The organism is Amphritea sp. HPY, from assembly GCF_050870985.1.
GTDB lineage: Bacteria > Pseudomonadota > Gammaproteobacteria > Pseudomonadales > Balneatricaceae > Amphritea.
Genome location: NZ_CP194015.1, coordinates 1232398 through 1252562 on the forward strand (window position 1 = coordinate 1232398; position 20165 = coordinate 1252562).

The window sequence follows — 20165 nt, forward strand, 5'->3', positions numbered from 1 at the left end:
ATTCAGAATTACTATGCAGTTAGTGCTGCGTATAACCATCTTCGTGCATTTTCTGGCGCGCTTGTTCGAGATCCAGTTTCTCAATCGGCTCCGACAGATAGTAGGGCAATTCAACCGATTCATCGGTCAGCTGGATCATCTTGCCTTCTATTAGTCGCTCGACAACCGATTCAATGGTTTTGGCCAATTCGGTAGGTGCCGATGCCGGGTATTGGGCCGCCATATAATCGATAAGCTGTTGCAGGGTATGTTGACCATCAGCCAGTGATACGACGATACCCAGCCAGTCTTCAATATCTGTTGTGTGCGCAGGATTATGGATATCAACCAATGCGACCTTGCCGCCCTTACGGGTGAAAATAACGTTACGATAAAAGTACTTGTTGGTTTCCAAGGCAGGGCTCCTGTTTGTAAATTCTGTGCCAGACTATAGCAAGCGCAAGGGTAAGGCTATATACCTCTAAAGTGAAGGGCGGAGGAAATCCTTTGTTCTTTGATCGAAAGGGTATTCTAACGAGGTTCGGTGCAGGCTGACAGCTGTAAAGGATTCTCCTGGCTTCAACAATAATTGCTTCAATATTGATTAGAGCTGATTGCCAGATTATTGGGCTGTTGGCCAATGTGATCGATCTGTAGGATGGAAGGAAAAACATAGCTATACGTTAAATTCTTGGGGCCAGGGTGTTCCGGTTGCGCGCGTGCCAATAACCGTTATCATAAGCTTCTTTTTTAAAAAGATGCATATTACAAAGGGACTTATGTATGTTGCGCCTCACTATTGTTCTACTTGTTTTGCTGCTATCCGGCTGCGGTAATGACACCGATACGGTTACGGTGAACAAAAAGGATACACCTTCCCATGCGGCTTCTTCGCCGACTGACGACGCTCAGCCTTCTGATGCCGTTCAGCAAAGCGCCGAATTACAATTAACATGGTCTGATTACGCTGATGGCAGCCCTGTTGTCAGGGATTCAACATCAACAACGGTCGACATTTATGCCAGTCTGTCTAGCAGTCTGGAGGTTGGCGGGGCAGACCTGGCAACAATGTTTGCGGTCTCTGATGCTAGCGCCAGAATCGAGCTTAGTGATAAAGGTGCGGGACACTATGATGTAGTGATCGGTAATATTTCGCGAGATCAGAGCTGTGCCAGAGAGATTTCAGTGAACTGGGATGGAGGAGACCTGAATGAAGATTTCTCTGGCAAGCAAAACTTTATCGTGCCGGCTGTAGAAGGTAACGACCGATCACCGTTACAACTGCTTTCCAGTGAGATTTTTCCCGGTGATAGTGGTGCCATTGAACTGGTATTTAATCGAAATCTGAAAACCGACCAGGCTTTGAAACATCTGATATCCAGCAGCTATTCATTTACCAGCTATAAAACTGTTAAAAATAAGGTCTACCTTGGCCTGAACCATTCCAGTACTGAGCAGATAGACCTGACTATCCATAAAGAGTTGCAGGATGGTTGCGGAATCGGATTATCTGCCCGGCAGCAAAAGTCGTTCAGTATTGAGCCGCAAAAACCCGGGGTCCGCTTTACCGGTAAAGGCGTGATTCTGCCGGATGCCAGCAAAATTGAGTTGCCGTTCCAGGCAGTGAGTGCAAAGTCAGTCACGATCACTGCTTTTGAAGTGTTTGAGACTAATATTGGACAGTTCCTGCAAGAAAATAAACTCCAGGATACCAAGTCACTTGAGCGGGTAGGGCGTTTCATCTGGCAGAAGTCAATTAGTCTGGATGAAACCAGTAATCGCACCTGGAAAGATTACCGTTTAGATGTATCGGAGTTATTGAATAAGCAGACCGGCAGTCTGATTCGCCTGTACCTGTCGTTGGACCGAGGTGATTCTTTATACCCTTGTAGCGATGAGGAAAACGCAGTTCCTCTGCCAGAGAGATCACTGCCGGTAAATGCGGAAGAGTTTAGCTACGCAGGCGGATCAAGTTCATGGGATTCCTATGAACAAAGCTCAAATAGTCGTCACAACAATAATGCCTGCAAGGATAGCTACTTTGCGCGATCTTCGGATACTAAATCGGCTAAAAACCTGTTGCGCTCCAACATCGGAATTATTGCTAAACAGGCGCCTCAGAGTGACATCATTCATGTAACGACAACCAGTCTTAAGACCGCACAGGCAATTCAAGGGGTGCAGCTTGATGTTTTCAACTTTCAGGGGCAGCGCATAGGTGTCGGCCAGTCTGATAAGCAGGGTTTCGCCGTGCTTGAAGTCAGTGGTAAACCGTTTTATCTGCAAGCGCAGAACGGGCCGCAAAAGGGCTATATCAAACTGTCTGACGTCAGCGCGTTAACCACCAGTCAGTTCGATATCGGTGGTAAGCACCTGCAAAGCAATATTAATGGTTTTAGCTATGGTGAGCGTGATGTCTGGCGACCAGGCGATACCATCTATCTGACATTTGTACTGCATGACAAGTTAGATGAACTACCTGCCAGCCACCCTGTTGTAGTTGATCTGTTTAATCCTTCGGGGCAGCTGGTGCTTTCGACATCCAGCAATGAGCCTGTTGGTAACCTGTATACCTTTACCTTATCGACCCCTGAAGGCGCACCTACCGGGAACTGGGAGGCTATATTCCGGGTTGGAGGGCTGGATTTCTCCCGTCCGCTGAAAATTGAGACGGTGGTGCCGAATCGATTGAAAGTAGAGACCGATATTCCAGATGATGTGCGCATCAAAGAGTCTGTCGAGCGGAAGGTTACGCTGATGTCGCGCTGGTTACATGGCGCCCCTGCCGCAGATCTTAAGGCCGAAGTTGCTGTTTCTCTGGTGCCGATCAGGACTCAGTTTGCCGGTAAATTCCCGGATTATCTGTTTGATGATCCTGCTCGGGAATACCGCTCCAGAAAAATAAGCCTGTTTGAAGGAGCGCTCGATAGCCAGGGGGAAGCTGAGTTTGCTCTGCGGATTGAAAGCAATACCCCGCCGCCCGGTATGTTACGGGCTGTGTTTGCTAATAAAGTGTATGAAGAGGGTGGCCAGTTCAGTATAAACAGTTTTTCCAGACCTTTTGATTTCTATGATCGTTATGTCGGTATGCTGTTGCCTGAAGGCGATGCGGAACGCGGTATGCTGTTAACCGATGAAGAGCATAAAAGTCGTTTTGTCGTACTCGATGATGCTGGTCATCCGGTCAGTAATACAGATCTTGAGATCTCAGTGTATAAACTGAGCTGGAAATGGTGGTACGAGAAAAGCGCTGAATCGCTGGCTCGCTACGCCGATGGACGCCATAGCGAACTGGTTTCATCGGGCCAGGCGAGCACCGATGAAAACGGACAAGCGGAATGGCCACTGCGGATCAATTATCCGGACTGGGGTCGCTATCTTGTTCGAGCCTGCGTCGCCGGTGAAAGCACTCACTGTACCGGCAAGATAGTTTATATCGACTGGCCTGGATGGGCGGGGCGCCAACAGGAATCACAAGGCGACAATGTTGACCGTTTAACGCTGTACAGTGACAAGAAAAAATATGTGGTAGGCGACGTTGCGACTGTAAGTTTACCTCAGCTGAAGAGTGGCCATGCCCTTGTATCTGTTGAGTCTGCGAATGCGGTATTGGATCGGTTCTGGGTTGATGTGACTAATAAGCAAAGCTTCGATGTTGCGATTACCCCGGCGATGACACCGAATGTGTATGTCAGCGTCACTTACTTACAGCCGCATCAGGATCGGGACAATGATCGACCGATGCGCCTGATGGGAATTGTTCCTGTGCTGGTGGAAGATCCTGATTCTCATCTGCAGCCGGTGATCTCAACCGTGACAGAGGTCAAGCCGCAAGCGAGTTTCGAAATCGAAGTGGAGGAGAGCCGGGGGCGTCCTATGGCCTATACCCTGGCGATTGTTGATGAGGGGTTGCTGGGACTTACCAATTACAAAACGCCTGATCCGTTTGATTACTTCTATCAGCGTCAGGCGTTGCAGGTGAAAACCTGGGATATCTATAAAGATGTGGTTGGTGCCTATAGCGGCATCCTGCATGGACTGTTACCTGTGGGTGGTAGCGACAGCGAAAGCGGTGATGACAAGGACAAGAAAAACCGCCGTTTCCCACCGGTTGTACAGTTTATCGGTAGCTTTGAATTGTCAGCTAACGAGAGTCGGACTCATACCATCAGGTTACCGATGTACCTGGGCGCAGTCCGGGTTATGGTGGTAGCCGAGGATGGCTATGCCTATGGCAAGGCGGAACAGGGGGTCATCGTACGGGATAAAATATCGGTATTCCCGACGCTGCCGCGTATTCTAAGGACGCAGGAGAAGGCGGATGTGGCGGTTGAACTGTTCAATAATACTCAGCAGCAGCAAAAGGTACAGGTGTCATTAGATGCAGATGTCACAGCGGTTGATATTGCGGTCAGTTCAAAAAGCGTGATAATCCCTCCGAGTTCATCATCTATCGTCAATTTTGCAGTTCAAACCCGGCACGTTACTGGCAAGACTGCGTTTAACTTTACGGTAGCATCAGACTCTGATGTCAGTAAGCAAACCTTGCATCTTGATATCAAAGCACCAAACGCGCAGTCATACCGAACGGAGTCTTACACTCTTACACCCGATGTTCCACTGGATCTTTCGCTGGTGCCGTTTGGTATCGACGGCAGCAATCAGGCTTCTGTCGCCTTAAGCTTTTTTAAGCCGATTAATCTCAAGGCACGGCTGGATTATCTGATCAGGTATCCCCATGGTTGTATTGAGCAGACCACCTCTTCGGTGTTTCCGCAGCTGTATCTATCGCAGCTGAGTAAACTGGATGATACGCAAAGAGAGGCGGTGCAAAACAATATTGCGTCGGCCATCGTCCGGTTACAAACCTTTCAGACATTTGAGGGTGGTTTTGCCTACTGGCCAGGGCAGAGTACTTCCAATCCGTGGGGGTCCAGCTATGCCGGGCATTTTCTGGTGTTGGCGAAAGATGCGGGTTATGACGTGCCTGAGCATCTGTTGAGCCAGTGGCTGTCTTATCAGCATGTGGCCTCTAATTACTCATTGAATGCGACTGATGCAGGAATGGTTAAAGCGCAGGCGTATCGGTTGTATACCCTGAGTCTTTCGGGCAATCCTAACTGGTCGGCTATGTACCGTCTCAAAGCACTCAATATAAGCGATAGTGCCAGCCTGGCGATGTTGTCGCTGGCCTACCTTCATGCCGGACAGCCTGATGTGGCGAAATCACTGATTGAGCGGGGACTTACGGCAGATGCCCGCTATGATACCAACTCGATCAGCTACGGCTCTGAACTACGCGACCGGTCGTTGTTTTTATTGCTTTACTCGCAGTTAATGGAGCCCCATGATGCGGCACAGCTGGCTGAAAAAATAAGCGCTGATCTGGCTTCAAAAAAATGGCACAGCACACAGTCTACAGCCTTTGCCCTGGTTGCTTTAGCGCAATATGAGCACCAGCGTGAAGTCACCGCGGTCAGTGGTGAAGCGATTCTTGAGGTGGCAGGTGAGACGTTAACTCTGGCGATTAGCAACCAGCTCAGTGAAGCGCCGATTACTGCTGATCCTGACCGCAAGAAACAGCTTTTGCTGACCAATAAAAGTGAAGCGCCGATGTGGGTAACGGTAACTCAGGCGGGTATCGCTAAGCCGGGCAGTGAAGACGTATATGCTAAGGGGCTGCGGCTTGAAGCACACTATCTGGACAGTAACGGTGAAATTGTCGATATCACTAAGCTTAGCCAGGGGAATAATGTCACGGCTGAAATTACAGTGACTAACGATACTCCTTCAAAGGTGAGTAATGTTGCGCTAAATTTCCTGGCCCCGAGTGGCTGGCAAATTGATAATGAGCGGCAGGCCTGTGGCCTTAAAGTCTGCTTATTTGATTATATTGATATCAGGGATGATAGCGTCAGTGCTTATATGGCACTCGATGCCGGGGAGTCTAAAGTGCTGACTATTCAGTTTAATGCCTCCTTTAGCGGACACTACTATCACCCAGCCACATCAGCTGCGGCTATGTATGATGACAATCTGAAAGCGCAATTAAAGGGCTCCTGGGTTGAGGTTGTTAAGTAAACATCGAATTGTTGCGTGCTTAAGTTTAATCGTTGCTACCGTTGCTGTAGTTGGCTTATCACTGTTGTGGCCGTTATCCGCGCCGCTGATCGGTAAGCCTTACTCAAAGTTGTTACTGGATCGGAATGGCCAGTTATTGAGTGTGAAAATTGCAGCAGATGAGCAGTGGCGTTTCGCTCCGGTCTCGGTTCTGCCTGATAATTATAAAACAGCGCTTATTCAGTTTGAGGATAAGCGCTTCCTATCACATTTTGGTATCGACCCTCTGGCCCTTGCCCGGGCTTTATACCTCAACCTTTCCAAGCGGCAAGTGGTCAGTGGTGGCAGTACGATCACGATGCAACTGGCCCGGATGATTTATGGTAATAAGCCCAGAAGCTATGGCCAGAAGTTACTGGAGTTTCATCTTGCGCTCAGGCTGGAGGCGCAATATTCGAAGCAGGAAATTTTAACTCTTTATGCTGCTAATGCGCCGATGGGTGGCAACACTGTAGGTATTGAAGCGGCTGCATGGCGTTACTTTGGGCGCCGATTATCTGAGCTGACCTGGGCTGAATCGGCGTTGCTGGCAGTGTTGCCAAATAACCCGTCAGCGATACATTTGACGCGGGGCCGTGGCCAGCTGACAGCGAAGCGAAACCAGCTGTTACAAAAGCTTCAACGTAAAGGTTATATCAACGTTCAGGATTATCAGTTGTCGATATTGGAGCCTGTTCCGGGGCGCCCCGTTGAGTGGCCAAAACGTGCGCGGCACCTACTAGAAGAGTTAGTTAAAAAACACCCGCAACAAGCGGTATTTTATAGCCATATAGATAGTCAGTTACAGCAGAAGATAGGGTTTCTGTTACAGCAGCATAGTCGTCGGCTGGCGGCTATCGGGGTGAATAATCTGGCGCTTGTTGTTGCCGATAACAGGACGATGCGGGTTACAGCTTATTTTGGAAATGTTACGCCGCAAGCTAAAACGGAATACTCACCCCATGTTGATATTGCCAGTAAAGCGCGCTCTTCCGGGAGTACCTTAAAGCCATTTCTGTATGCCTCGATGCTGGATAACGGTGATATTGTCCCTGAAACACTGATTCCTGATGTGCCTACCGCTTATGGAAGTTACCAGCCTACTAATTACGATAAATCCTATCGGGGCGCGGTCTCGGCTAAAGATGCATTAGTCGCTTCGCTGAATATACCGGCAGTTCGGATGCTGAATGAGTTCAGTTACCAGGCTTTTTATGGGCAGTTAAAACAGTTGGGGTTTAGTCATCTGTTTCGCACAGCAGACGACTATGGGTTATCTCTGATTCTGGGTGGCGCCGAAGTGAGTCTGATTGATCTGACTACAGCCTACGCCAATCTGAGCAGGCAGTCGCAGGCTGCTCAGCAACTCCACCAGCAGGCGCTGGTTCTTTCCGGCGATGGCCAGGTACATGATCCTGCAGCCTATCCAATCACCCCGGGAGCAGCCTGGCTAACCCTGGATGCCTTGTCCGCGGTGACCCGTCCGGGACTACATAACATGCATGAAGAATTTAGCGGCACTAAGAAAATTGCCTGGAAAACCGGTACCAGTTATGGCTTGCGGGATGGCTGGGCTATTGGCACTACCAAAGAGATCACTGTTGGTGTCTGGGCCGGTAATGCGAATGGTGAGGGGCGGCATCTACTGACAGGTACGCGGGCTGCTGCGCCTGTTCTGTTCGATACTATGAATATTATTGAAGATCTGAATTGGCTTGATAAGCCCGTTACGGCATTAAAAACGATTGAAGTCTGTGCCGAGAATGGCTACCTGCCAAAATATGGATGCCCGCGTAAGCAGACATCGATGCCTGTCAGTACGCAATTTGAAAAAATAAGCCCACATCACTATCGGGTACCGATAGACAGCAAAACCGGACTGCGCAGCAATGGCAACTGTAATAAACAGGGACGCTTGTTGAGTAAGACCTTTTTTGAACTGCCACCTTCACAAGCTCATTTTTATCGGTTGCGCCATGCATCCTATACTCCGATACCGGCGTTCGGTGAAGATTGTGAGCATAATGTGTCGACAATCCTGAATGCTATTGAGATCACCTATCCTAGGCCAGGGCAGCTGATTAGTCTGCCAAGATATCTTGGTGGTGAGCAAGGCGAAGTCATTCTACGGGCTAATGCAAAAACACCGAATGCCCAGCTGTTCTGGCATCTTGATCAAAAGTATCTGGGCGCCACACGAACCTTTCATGAGCTAAGTGTGCCGGTGCGGCCTGGCAGGCATCTGTTACGGGTTATAGATGAGCAGGGCAACATCCGTCAATTGAGGTTTACGGTTGTCAGATAGCAAGGCGCTTAGTGATTGTATTCATTGTGGGCTGTAATTGGCCTGTACGGCGATGTTAAACGTTACTGTTCAAGGAAAAACTGATGTTTGAAACTGCAAATCAGGCGCTGATCATTGTTGATGTTCAGAAAGCTATCGATTGTTACTCGCAGAAGCAACGCAATAATCCAAATGCTGAATCTGTTATCGCATCTCTGCTGTCCCGTTGGCGGCACAGGGGATTACCAGTTATCCATGTTCGACACTCTTCAAAGTTTGAAAGTTCGCCTTATCATGCCAGTTCAGAATTCTTCGGTTTTAAGGATCTGGTGAGCCCGGCTGCAGGTGAACTGGTTGTGACTAAAGCTGAAAACAGTGCCTTTATCGGTACCACGCTGCAACAGGAGTTAGTTGCTCGTGGAGTAACAGAGATTATCGTGTGCGGAGTGCTGACCAATAACTCAATCGATGCGACGGTGAGGGTGGCTGCTGGTCTGGGTTATAAGGTGTTTGTCCCTCAGGATGCGACGGCGGCCTTTGAGTTAGATCTGCTAAACGGTAAACAGGTGGTGGCGGATGATGTGCACTGGATGTTTTTAAGCAATTTGCATGAAGAATATTGTACTGTGTGCACAGCGGGCCAGTTGCTGAATAGTGCGATAAAGGGCGATTAGTGAGCGCGTTTGTATTTCATTTGAAGGTAAGGGGCTACAGATGGCTTATGAGATGTTGGTTGGCTTGAATGTGTTGGATGATCGTCTCTATCAGGAATACAGAACAGAGATGAAACCGATTCTGGCAATTTATGGCGGTGGGTTTGGTTACGATTTTAAAGTTGCAGAAATGCTGCAATCTGAAGCCGATGCTGAAATAAACCGGGTCTTTACTATCTATTTTGAGAATAGCGATGCAATGGATGGCTTTTTCTCAGATGCGGATTACCTGAAAGTGAAGCAGCAATTCTTTGATAAGTCGGTAGGCAGTGTGACGATAATTTCCAGTTATGAGAAAGCGGTCATTTGAAGAGCCCTTTTTGGTGAGTTTGATTTTTAGGCTGTTTTCGGGCCAGCTAGCATTGAAACAGGCTCCGTTTATAACTCAAAACAGGTAGGTTTGTGCTGGTATAGCTGCTATTACTGCCTAAAAAAGTCTCAACAATGCTAGAATCGCTGAAGTTTATATCTGTCACTGCTGGCAGTTGAACGACAGTATTTTATTTTCATATTTCTAAAGGTTGTTATGAAAGTACCAAAACGCCTTCGGCCGCTGGTTGAGGATGGCCTGATCGACGAAGTGCTTAGTCGTCTCATGAGCGGTAAAGAAGCCGATATCTTTATCGTGCGTTGCGGCGACATAATTCGCTGCGCCAAGGTCTATAAGGATGCGGTCAAACGCAGTTTTAAGAATGCTGCGCAATATCAGGAAGGGCGTAAAGTTCGTAATGGTCGTCGTGCCCGGGCGATGGAAAAGAACTCGGCCTATGGCCGTAAGCAGCAGGAAGAGATCTGGCAAAACGCTGAAGTCGATGCGTTATCAAGGCTGCATCAGGCCGGCGTGCGGGTGCCGGAGACTTTCGGTTGTATTGATGGTGTGCTGTTGATGGAACTGGTCACCGATGACGAAGGTGATGTTGCCCCGCGTCTGGGAGAGGTTGTTCTGACTGAGGAGCAGGCCCTCGAAGACCATGCGGTGATGATGTACTACGTGATGCTGATGTTATGTGCAGGCATTGTTCATGGCGATCTGTCTGAATTCAATGTGCTGGTGGATGATTACGGCCCGGTGATTATCGACCTGCCGCAGGCGGTCGACGCTTCGGCTAACAACAGTGCCCGGGCAATGCTGCTGCGTGATGTAAATAATATGACCCGTTACTACGGAGAGTACGCTCCACAGATTCTTGCATCACGTTATGGTGAAGAGATGTGGGCGTTATATGAAGAGGGTGAGTTAAAACCCGATACCGAGTTAACAGGTTTATATGCCGGTGATGCTGATAGTGCAGATGTTGATTCGGTTATGGATGAGATTAAGGCAGTAATGCAGGAAGAACGTGAACGTTTAGAGCGTATGGAAGCTGAAGAGGCCTGAAGCATTCTATCTAAGGAAGTTGTTCCTGATATTTTGCAAGCCAAAAAAAACCGCCTGATGGCGCAATGCGGTTCGCTTAAGCAGAGCAGTATTTAAACAGAGTAACATTGTGATCCACTGGATAGCTGGTCTTTGATATTTTTACGTCCGGGGTGTGGTCCACCTCGGACGCCTTTCTAAAAACAGGGCTGCGATGCCTGATCACAGCTCTGATAATCGTCGCCCTGTTCCTGAGACCGGCTGAGCACCGGCCATCACTATTACCTGTTCCGTTATGTGTTCGAGGCGATAATATCCCGCAATACCATCGGCAAGATGCCCTTGTGACGTATCTGATCAAGCTCTGATGAAGTATCAACACGTGATAGCAGCTCAAACTGCTCTGATGAGCCATCCGCCCTGTGAATGGTCAGCTCCAAAGAACCCCTGGGCTCAAGGGTATCAATACCATTCAAATCAAATGTTTCTGAACCATCCAAATTGAGAGAAGCTCGCGTCACCCCTTCTGGTAATTGCAGCGGCAGAACGCCCATGCCTACCAAGTTGGATTTGTGAATACGCTCAAAGCTCTCCGCAATAATAGCTCTGACACCCAGCAAGGCTGGCCCTTTTGCAGCCCAATCCCGTGACGATCCTGTGCCATACAGCTTACCGCCAAATACAACGGTGGACGTGCCTTCTTCACGGTAACGCGCAGCGGCGTCGTAAATAGACATTTGAGCAGGTTCAGCTTCTGAGGAGTGCTCAGACGGATGATAAGTGGTTACGGCACCAGTGGTGCCAGGTAGCATCAGGTTTCTGGCTTTAACGTTGCCGAAAATGCTGCGCAGCATCACGTGGTGATTGCCTCGGCGTGCCCCAAGTGATGTCAGGTCAGATTCTGCAACACCTTGTGAGGTTAGGTACTCTCCTGGTGGAGAATCCGGGCGTATACGGCTTACCGGTGAAATATGGTCTGTGGTTGTGTTGTCATCACACATCACCAGCATGCGTGCCCCTGAGATATTGTTTAACGCGTCTTGTGGTGTTTCCAGTGAGAAACCGTCGAAGAAAGAGATTTCCTGGATGTAGGTCGAATCTGCATCCCAGTCATAAACCGGGCCGGCAGGAGATTCCAGGTTCTGCCATGTATCCGGGCCGTCGAGAGAATTTTCATAGGTTTCTCTGAAGGCTTTCGGATCCATACATTCACGCATGGTCTGCATAATTTCAGAATTGCTGGGCCAGATATCTTTAAGGAAAACATTGTTGCCTTTAGCGTCCTGACCAATAGGTTGAGTGGTCACATCAATATTCACGTTACCCGCCATCGCCATAGCAACGACCAAAGGGGGTGACATGAGGAAGTTGGCATCAACATCCGGATGCACACGGCCTTCAAAATTTCGATTACCGGATAAAACCGACGCTGCGATAATATCGCGGTTTTGCAACGCTTCTTCGATACTTGGTGCCAGAGGGCCAGAATTACCCACGCAGGTTGTACAGCCATAACCCGCGGTATTAAAACCCAGTGCATCTAAATGTTGTTGCAGGCCTGCCTTGGTTAGAAAGTCGGTGGCCACCGGTGACCCCGGTGCTAACGATGTTTTAACGCCATCAGGTACTTTCATCCCAAGCTCATTTGCTTTCTTGGCAAGTAAGCCAGCGGCAATCAGTAAGCCGGGGTTAGATGTATTGGTACAGGCCGTGATCGCGGCAATCACGATATCGCCGTCCTTTAACTCCCTTTCAGGTAACGGCGCGAAAATACCCGCTTCGTCTGCTTTCATAGGGGTCACGTTAACGACTTCGGGTTTGCGTTCTCCTTCAGCCGCAGCCTTTCTGAAAACGTTGCCGATCTCAGCCAGAGGTAATCTGTCCTGAGGCTTTTTCGGACCAGCCACAGAAGGCTCAACAGTGGATAAATCAAGCTGAAGAAGATCTGTATAGTGCGGAAGAGGCTGTCCTGGCGTCCAAACCATATTTTGTGCTTTATAAAAAGCGAGTGGCAGATCTCCATCCCTACCGGTTGCTCTCATATAATCGGCAGAAATTTCATCAAATGGGAAAAAGCCCATGGTGGCGCCATATTCGGGCGACATATTGGCAACGGTCGCCCGATCAGGCAGGGAGAGGCTGGCGCTTCCCTCACCGATGTATTCAACAAACTTACCAACAACACCACCCGGATATTTTCGCAGCATTTCCGTGATCGTCAGTACTAAGTCTGTCGCGGTGACACCTTCTCTTAGTGCTCCCGTGAGCTCAACACCCACTACTTCTGGTGCCAGCATTTGCATGGGTTGGCCAAGCATGGAGGCTCCGGCTTCAATGCCGCCAACGCCCCAGCCCACAATACCTAAAGCGTTAGCCATTGGCGTATGGCTATCCATACCAATGAGGGTATCCGGCACCATCAGGTCATTGATGTTGAGATAGCCTTGGGCCAAATATTCCAGGTTAACCTGATGAACAATACCGGTTTGCGGGGGAATAATCCTGATGGTGTCAAATGCCTGTGCACCCCATTTCAAAAATGCATATCGTTCTATATTTCTTTCAGCTTCCAGTTCGCTATTGATTCTTAGAGAAGCCGGGCTACCCGTATTATCCATGGTAACTGTGTGATCGATAACCAGGTCGGCGCGCACCAAAGGCTCAATTATCGCGGGATCCAGACCCATGCGCTGAACCGCTGAGCGCATAGCAGCAAAATCCACAATAGCGGGTGTGCCACTCAGGTCGTGCATAATGACACGACCTGCCGTGAAAGGAATTTCGATCGGCTTTGTGCCTTGATGTTCTGTCCAGCTTCCAAGAGCCTGAACCTGCTCAGCGGTTACGCCGTTTTGGCCAACATTTCGGGCGATACCTTCCAGGATAGGGCGAAGAGAAAAAGGTAGTTCATCAAGCTTTATACCAAATAGTTCAGCGGTATCTGGAAGGCTATGGTAGCTGTGTGCTGTTCCGGGAATTGTTTTAATGGAACGGGATGGATCGAAATCGATAGGACTTGTCATATTTTATACCTCACGCAGATGGGACGTTTCTGAACCTATAACCTTTTTCGTACGAGCCTCCGGTCATTGTTGGAGCTGCTCGATCTCCTTGTTAGTCATATATTCAGCCGTCAAACGAACCGCTATTACCTGCAACATGAATTATTACTTTATCAGGATTGTCGACAATATTATCTGATAGACGCCTTAAATCAAGTGATATCGGAATGCTTTCGTCTGAATTACATACAATCTACGACTATTTGCTAGTGCATATAGACTTTTTTGAACAATTTTTAAGTAGTATTGGGCTAGTTTATGCAACGCAGAATGACTGTGGCGCTACTTCAATGAATGAATAAAGGATCAAGGATTGAATAAGCAAAGCGAAGCCACATGTGTAGGTGAATGGGCTGCTAAATTCAAGCCAATGAGAGAAGAGGCTCCCTAACTGGCGCACTTTCGGTACAACTATACTCAACTCGGTAGTGCCCTGAGGTTCCATATCCTCTGAAGTCGACCAGGACCCAGGTACGATTCAGGGTGTCTAACAGGTCGATTAAATCACTAAAGGCACTAGAGTCAGTTAACCAACCGTGGAATAAAAAACGATTGACTTACCTGGGCACCTAAAAGAATTAAGCATCAATCTAAATGATTATTATTAACAACAAATAAGACCCTACCATATTTATAAAGAAATACATTAAACCAATGTATACCATCTGAAATACGTTGATTTTACTACTATTTATCTTATTTATATCGACTATAAGCTTCATTTAAATAGTTTTCATTGAGCTGTTTGTAACTTTTTCTTTATAATCTGTCACCGAATCATAATTCGATTTAATTGAGACGAGACGTTGGACGCCATGAGCTACTATTCTGAGTACTTAGAAGAAATTGAGGTTCGTAAAAAGGACCTGGGTCTAAACCCAAAACCAATCGATAGCGCTGAATTGCTATCTGAAATCATTGCCCAGATTAAAGACGCGGGTAATGCAGAGCGCGAAGCTTCTCTAAACTTCTTCATCTACAACATTCTACCTGGTACTACTCCAGCGGCTGGCGTTAAAGCGGATTTCCTGAAAGAGATCGCCCTGGGTAAAGAAATTGTTGCAGAGATTTCTGCTGAGTTTGCTCTTGAGCAACTATCTCACATGAAAGGCGGTCCTTCTGTTGAAGCACTGCTGGATATCGCACTGTCTGACGATGCTCAGGCTGCTGCCGCGGGTGAAGTTCTGAAGTCTCAGGTATTCCTGTACGACGCAGACACCGCTCGTCTGGCTGACGCTTTCAAAGCGGGTAACGCCATCGCCAAAGACATCCTGGAAAGCTACTCAAAAGCTGAGTTCTTCACCAAGCTGGATGAGATCCCAGAGAAGATCAAAGTTATTACCTACATTGCTGGTGAGGGTGATATCTCTACTGACTTACTGTCTCCAGGTAATCAATCTCACTCCCGTGCTGACCGTGAACTGCACGGCCTGTGTATGATCTCGCCAGAAGCTCAGCAGGAAATCGCTGAGATGGGCAAGCAAAACCCTGATGCTAAAGTGATGCTGATCGCTGAAAAAGGCACCATGGGTGTAGGCTCTTCCCGTATGTCCGGTGTTAACAACGTTGCACTGTGGGCTGGTGAAAAAACTTCTCCATACATCCCATTCATCAACAACAATCCGGTCGTTGCAGGTACTAACGGTATCGCTCCTATCTTCCTGACGACTGTTGGTGTAACTGGCGGTATCGGTCTGGACCTGAAAAACTGGGTTAAGAAAACCGACGCTAACGGCGAAGTTGTTCGTGACGCAAACGGCGACCCAGTACTGGAAGAAGCATACTCAGTTGCTACTGGTACCGTTCTGACCATCGATACTAAAGCTAAGAAACTGTACAACGGCGACCAAGAGCTGGTTGATATAGCTGATGCTTTTACGCCACAAAAAGTGGAATTCATGAAGGCTGGCGGCTCTTACGCGGTAACCTTCGGTAAGAAGCTGCAAACGTTCGCTGCTGAAACTCTGGACGTTGAAGCTCCAGCTGTTTATGCACAATCTAAAGAAATTTCTCACGAAGGCCAGGGCCTGACTGCTGTTGAGAAGATCTTCAACCGCAACGCTGTTGGTGTATCTTCTTCTACTCCTTTGCACACTGGTTCTGACGTTCGCGTTAAAGTGAATATCGTAGGTTCTCAGGATACTACTGGTCCTATGACCTGTCAGGAACTGGAAGCCATGGCTGCTTCTACTATTTCAACCAGCGTTGATGGTGCCTTCCAGTCTGGTTGTCACACAGCATCTGTATGGGATAACAAAGCTAAGGCAAACACGCCTAAGCTGATGGCGTTCATGAACGCATTCGGTGCAATCACAGCACGTGACCCGAAACACGTTTATCACTCCATGACTGACGTAATTCACAAGGTACTGAACGACATTACCGTTGACGATCGTGCGATCATCATCGGTGGTGACTCTCACACCCGTATGTCTAAAGGTGTGGCGTTCGGTGCTGACTCCGGTACCGTTGCGATCGCACTGGCGACTGGTGAAGCAGCAATGCCAATCCCAGAGTCTGTGAAGGTAACCTTTAAAGGTTCTATGCAGCCTCACATGGACTTCCGTGACATCGTACACGCGACTCAAGCACAAATGCTGAAGAAGTTCGCTGGCGAAAACGTATTCCAGGGTCGTGTAATCGAAGTACAAATCGGTACTCTGCTGGCTGACCAGGCCTTCACCTTCACTGACTGGACTGCAGAAATGAAAGCGAAAGCTTCTATCTGTATTTCTACTGACGAGACGCTGATCCAGTCTCTGGAACTGGCTAAGTCCCGTATCCAGATCATGATCAACAAAGGTATGGAAAACGAAGCGGGTATGCTGCAAGGTCTGATCGACCTGGCTGACAAGCGTATCGCTGAAGTGAAATCCGGCGAAGCGCCTGCTCTTGCTCCAGACGACAACGCTAAGTACTACGCTGAGCTTGTAGTTGACCTGGACGTAATCGACGAGCCAATGATTGCTGACCCAGACGTAAATAACGAAGAGATCTCTAAGCGTTACACCCACGATGTGATCCGTCCGGCTTCTTACTACGATGGCCGTCAGGTAGATCTGGGCTTCGTTGGTTCTTGTATGGTTCATAAAGGTGATATGCAGATCATCGCTGCGATGCTGCGTAACCTGGAGAAGAAAGGTCCTATCACCTTTAAAGCGCCATTAGTCGTTGCGCCACCTACTTACAACATCGTTGACGAGCTGAAAGCGGAAGGCGACTGGGAGCTGCTGGAGAAATTCGCTGGCTTTGAGTTCTCTGACGAGAATCCAAAAGAAGAAGCACGTACCAAGTATGAAAACATTCTGTACCTGGAGCGTCCTGGATGTAACCTGTGTATGGGTAATCAGGAAAAAGCAGAAGCGGGTGACACCGTACTGGCTACTTCTACCCGTCTGTTCCAGGGCCGTGTTGTAGAAGATACTACAGAGAAGAAAGGTGAGTCTCTGCTGGGCTCAACCCCAATGGTTGTACTGTCTTGTATCCTGGGTCGCTTCCCGACTCTGGAAGAGTACAAAGAAGCGGTTGAGGGTATTAACCTGACTACTTTCGTTCCGCCTGGTGAAGACCTGAGCGTAGCACATGCGGCTATCCCGGCTGCACGCATCTGATCACTGATAACGTGACTAACAAAAAGCCCTGATCATTCAGGGCTTTTTTTTTATTATCTGTTCAGGCTCGGACCTGGCTTTCTAACCACCTCTGTGCAGCCTGAACAGATGTCGGTGTTGCGCAGCAGGCGCAATGGAACATTGCTGGCTGCGCTTACCTCGCATTGGCTGCCGCCAATGGTGGAGAGCTTTGTAGCCTCTGCTTACCCCGCTAACTGACGATGAACCAAAAAAAACCGATGTTGGTATCAACATCGGTTTTTCTATCAAGCCCTTTTAAAGCTCACCTTCTATAGCTCAAATGCTTAAGTGAACAGCATTGCGCCATCAGGCGGGTTTTTTAAGGCTGCTTAAACGTTATGCAGATGCGATAACGTTAGATGCAGCGTCCTGGTAGCTCTGGATCTGATCGAAGTTCAGGTAGCGGTAAACATCTTCAGCCATGCTGTCGATCTTAAGAGCGTATTCCATGTACTCAGCTACAGTCGGCAGCTTACCGGTCAGAGCGGCAACAGCGGCCAGCTCAGCAGAAGACAGGTAAACGTTAGCGCCGGTACCCAGACGGTTAGGGAAGTTACGGGTAGAGGTAGACACGACAGTCGTGTTATCACCTACGCGTGCCTGGTTACCCATACACAGGGAACAACCTGGCATTTCCATACGTGCGCCAGCCTTACCGAAGATGTTGTAGTAACCTTCTTCAGTCAGTTGAGCGGCATCCATCTTAGTCGGTGGAGCGATCCACATACGGGTTGGCAGCGCAGTGCCAGCCGCATCCAGCAGCTTACCAGCAGCACGGAAGTGGCCGATGTTAGTCATACAAGAACCGATGAATACTTCGTCGATCTTCTCGCCAGACAGCTCAGACAGCAGCTTCACATCATCCGGATCGTTAGGGCAGGCCAGGATAGGCTCTTTAACGTCAGCCAGATCGATTTCGATAACTGCAGAGTAATCCGCGTCAGCATCGCCTTCCATCAGTTCTGGGTTAGCCAGCCACTCTTCCATACCTGCTACACGACGCTCGATAGTACGAGGATCGCCGTAACCCTGATCCATCATCCACTTCAGCATGGTGATGTTAGAGGTCAGGTATTCTTTGATCGGCGCATCGTTCAGCTTGATAGAACAAGCCGCAGCGGAACGCTCGGCAGCGGAGTCAGACAGTTCGAATGCCTGTTCAACTTTCAGGTCTGGCAGACCTTCGATTTCGAGGATACGACCAGAGAAGATGTTCTTCTTACCGGCTTTAGCAACAGTCAGCAGACCCTGCTTGATCGCGTAGTAAGGGATAGCGTTAACCAGGTCACGCAGAGTGATGCCCGGTTGCAGCTTGTCGCCCTTGAAGCGAACCAGAACAGACTCAGGCATATCCAGAGGCATTACACCTGTAGCGGCTGCGAAAGCAACCAGGCCAGAACCCGCTGGGAAAGAGATGCCGATTGGGAAACGGGTGTGGGAGTCACCACCGGTACCAACAGTATCAGGCAGCAGCATACGGTTCAGCCAGGAGTGGATTACACCGTCACCAGGGCGCAGTGATACACCGCCGCGGTTCATGATGAAGTCTGGCAGAGTGTGGTGAGTCTGAACGTCAACCGGCTTAGGATAAGCTGCAGTGTGACAGAAGGACTGCATTGTCAGGTCAGCAGAGAAGCCCAGGCAAGCCAGGTCTTTCAGCTCGTCACGGGTCATCGGACCAGTAGTGTCCTGAGAGCCTACTGTAGTCATCTTAGGCTCACAGTAAGTACCAGGACGAATACCTTCTACGCCACAAGCCTTACCAACCATCTTCTGAGCCAAAGAGTAACCTTTGCCAGTGTCGGCAGGCTGCTCAGGCTTACGGAACAGATCAGTTGGCCCCATACCCAATGCTTCACGGGCACGTTCAGTCAGACCGCGACCGATGATCAGAGGGATACGGCCGCCGGCACGTACTTCGTCCAGAATAACCGGAGTCTTCAGACCGAATTCGCACAGCACTTCGCCAGTATCAGCGTTCTTGGTAACACCTTCGTATGGGTAAACGTCAATAACGTCGCCCATGTTCATCTTTTCAACGTCCATTTCGATCGGCAGTGCGCCGGCATCTTCCATAGTGTTGAAGAAGATAGGTGCGATCTTGCTACCGAAGCAGTAACCACCTGCACGCTTGTTAGGTACGTTCGGGATATCGTCACCGAAGAACCAGAGTACAGAGTTTGTCGCAGACTTACGGGAAGAACCGGTACCTACTACGTCACCTACGTAAGCAACAGGGTGGCCTTTAGCTTTGATCTCTTCGATCTGCTTCAGTGGGCCAACAACGCCGTTGTTGGTTGGCTCAATACCATCACGCTCCATCTTCAGCATCGCATTGGCGTGCAGTGGGATATCAGGACGGGTGAAAGCGTCAGGAGCAGGGGACAGATCATCGGTGTTAGTTTCACCGGTAACCTTGAATACAGAAACTGTTATTTTCTCAGCCAGTTCAGGCTTGGAAGTGAACCATTCGCCGGCAGCCCAGGATTCCATGATCTGCTTAGCAGAAGCGTTACCCGCCTCAGCCTTGTCTTTAACGTCGTGGAATGCGTCAAACATCAGTAGGGTGTGGGACAGAGCTTTAACAGCCGTTGCAGCCAGAGCTTCGTCATCCAGCGCAGCGATCAGCGGCTCGATGTTGTAACCGCCCAGCATAGTACCCAGCAGCTCAACTGCTTTAACGTTGCTGATCAGTGGGGAAGATGCTTCGCCTTTAGCGATAGCAGCCAGGAAGCCTGCTTTTACGTATGCCGCCTGGTCAACACCGGCTGGTACACGATTTTCCAGCAGGTCCAGGATAAATGCTTCTTCACCAACTGGTGGGTTTTTCAGTATCTCAACCAGAGCCGCTGTTTGATCAGCGTCCAGTGGTTTAGCCGGCACGCCTTCTTGGGCGCGTTCTTCTACATGTTTACGGTAAGCTTCAAGCACGATATAGCCCTCATCGGTTTATCTCTGTCAGGCATAGTGTTGTTGTAAATATAGGCCTGACAGCTGATCGATCGTAATTTATCGATCTTGAATTGGCGCATGAATTCT

General features: G+C 49.0%; 9 protein-coding genes. 6 read left to right on the plus strand and 3 right to left on the minus strand.

Annotated features, from left to right (window positions below; translation table 11 throughout):
- Positions 1 to 19: 19 nt before the first annotated feature.
- Positions 20 to 394, minus strand: coding sequence for a hypothetical protein (locus tag ACQUQM_RS05430; protein WP_432473469.1), 375 nt, complete (start codon positions 392 to 394; stop codon positions 20 to 22).
- A 368-nt stretch (positions 395 to 762) separates the two neighbouring features.
- On the opposite strand from ACQUQM_RS05430, the gene ACQUQM_RS05435 reads away from it, so the two are divergent.
- From ACQUQM_RS05435 to ACQUQM_RS05455, 5 genes are all read left to right on the plus strand, one after another.
- Positions 763 to 6060, plus strand: a complete 5298-nt coding sequence (locus ACQUQM_RS05435) for an alpha-2-macroglobulin family protein (RefSeq protein ID WP_432473470.1) — start codon at positions 763 to 765, stop codon at positions 6058 to 6060.
- Positions 6050 to 8383: a penicillin-binding protein 1C gene (gene pbpC / locus ACQUQM_RS05440; RefSeq protein ID WP_432473471.1), complete on the plus strand. Its 2334-nt coding sequence runs from the start codon at positions 6050 to 6052 to the stop codon at positions 8381 to 8383. The genes ACQUQM_RS05435 and pbpC overlap by 11 nt, the downstream gene beginning before the upstream one ends.
- A gap of 83 nt (positions 8384 to 8466) precedes the next feature.
- Positions 8467 to 9036 (plus strand): cysteine hydrolase family protein, encoded by a 570-nt coding sequence (locus ACQUQM_RS05445; protein ID WP_432473472.1) that lies wholly within the window; start codon positions 8467 to 8469, stop codon positions 9034 to 9036.
- Between the two features lie 40 nt (positions 9037 to 9076).
- Positions 9077 to 9385 carry a DUF1330 domain-containing protein gene (locus ACQUQM_RS05450; RefSeq protein ID WP_432473473.1) on the plus strand — a complete coding sequence of 103 codons (309 nt, stop codon included), beginning with the start codon at positions 9077 to 9079 and terminating at the stop codon, positions 9383 to 9385.
- 216 nt (positions 9386 to 9601) lie between these two features.
- Complete coding sequence (locus ACQUQM_RS05455) at positions 9602 to 10453, plus strand: PA4780 family RIO1-like protein kinase (RefSeq protein WP_432473474.1); 852 nt, start codon at positions 9602 to 9604, stop codon at positions 10451 to 10453.
- A gap of 272 nt (positions 10454 to 10725) precedes the next feature.
- On the opposite strand, the gene acnA is transcribed toward ACQUQM_RS05455, so the two are convergent.
- Entirely contained in the window at positions 10726 to 13455 is a 2730-nt protein-coding gene (gene acnA, locus ACQUQM_RS05460; protein ID WP_432473475.1) for an aconitate hydratase AcnA, read from the minus strand.
- A gap of 854 nt (positions 13456 to 14309) precedes the next feature.
- On the opposite strand from acnA, the gene ACQUQM_RS05465 reads away from it, so the two are divergent.
- Positions 14310 to 17105 (plus strand): bifunctional aconitate hydratase 2/2-methylisocitrate dehydratase, encoded by a 2796-nt coding sequence (locus ACQUQM_RS05465; RefSeq protein ID WP_432473476.1) that lies wholly within the window; start codon positions 14310 to 14312, stop codon positions 17103 to 17105.
- A 357-nt stretch (positions 17106 to 17462) separates the two neighbouring features.
- Here ACQUQM_RS05465 and acnB read toward each other — a convergent pair whose 3' ends face one another.
- Complete coding sequence (acnB, locus tag ACQUQM_RS05470; protein ID WP_432473477.1) at positions 17463 to 20057, minus strand: bifunctional aconitate hydratase 2/2-methylisocitrate dehydratase; 2595 nt, start codon at positions 20055 to 20057, stop codon at positions 17463 to 17465.
- Positions 20058 to 20165: the final 108 nt, after the last annotated feature.